Annotated in this window: 1 rRNA gene; it reads left to right on the top strand. The window is 54.2% G+C overall.

Going from position 1 to position 1,248, the window contains the following annotated elements:
- Positions 1-94: 94 nt before the first annotated feature.
- Positions 95-1,248: ribosomal RNA gene (locus HALO32_RS00020) — 23S ribosomal RNA — on the top strand; the annotation flags it as partial.

Genomic DNA, 1,248 nt, shown 5'->3' with positions numbered 1-1,248 from the left:
AAGTTTCTTCCGAGAGGAAGAGACGCGAGATACGTTTCAAGCGTATCCGGCAATTGTCGATCGTCATCGCGGACCAGACCTCTTGGGGTTATATGGTCAAGCGATGAAGCGCATACGGTGGATGCCTAGGCAGCCAGAGGCGATGAAAGACGTGGAAGCCTGCGATAAGGCTCGGCGAGGTGGCAAACAACCTGTGACCCGGGCATTTCTGAATGGGGAAACCCACCCACGGTAACGTGGGTATCCTGCACTGAATCCATAGGTGTCAGGAGGCGAACCGGGGGAACTGAAACATCTCAGTACCCCGAGGAAAAGAAATCAACCGAGATTCCCCCAGTAGCGGCGAGCGAACGGGGACCAGCCCTTAAGCGTGTGACTGATTAGGCGAACGTGCTGGGAAGCACGGCCATAGCGGGTGATAGCCCCGTAGCCGAAAATCTGATCACGTGAAATCGAGTAGGTCGGGGCACGAGAAACCTTGACTGAAGACGGGGGGACCATCCTCCAAGGCTAAATACTCCTGGCTGACCGATAGTGAACCAGTACCGTGAGGGAAAGGCGAAAAGAACCCCGGAGAGGGGAGTGAAATAGATCCTGAAACCGTATGCGTACAAGCAGTGGGAGCAGATTCGTTCTGTGACCGCGTACCTTTTGTATAATGGGTCAGCGACTTATTTTCAGTGGCGAGCTTAACCGATTAGGGGAGGCGTAGCGAAAGCGAGTCTTAACTGGGCGACCAGTCGCTGGGAATAGACCCGAAACCGGGCGATCTATCCATGAGCAGGTTGAAGGTTGAGTAACATCAACTGGAGGACCGAACCAGGATCTGTTGAAAAAGATTTGGATGACTTGTGGATCGGAGTGAAAGGCTAATCAAGCCCGGAGATAGCTGGTTCTCCTCGAAAGCTATTTAGGTAGCGCCTCACGTAGCACCGCCGGGGGTAGAGCACTGTTTCGGCTAGGGGGTCATCCCGACTTACCAACCCGAGGCAAACTCCGAATACCGGTGAGTGACGCGTGGGAGACACACAGCGGGTGCTAACGTCCGTTGTGAAAAGGGAAACAACCCAGACCGTCAGCTAAGGTCCCGAAATCCTGGTTAAGTGGGAAACGATGTGGGAAGGCTCAGACAGCTAGGAGGTTGGCTTAGAAGCAGCCATCCTTTAAAGAAAGCGTAATAGCTCACTAGTCGAGTCGGCCTGCGCGGAAGATGTAACGGGGCTCAAACCAGGTACCGAAGCTACGGGT

The sequence above is a fragment of the Halomonas lysinitropha genome, from assembly GCF_902500215.1.
GTDB classification, from domain to species: Bacteria; Pseudomonadota; Gammaproteobacteria; order Pseudomonadales; family Halomonadaceae; genus Halomonas; species Halomonas lysinitropha.
The sequence above is the reverse complement of the archived record's forward strand: the minus strand, read 5'-3'. Positions and strand labels throughout refer to the sequence as shown.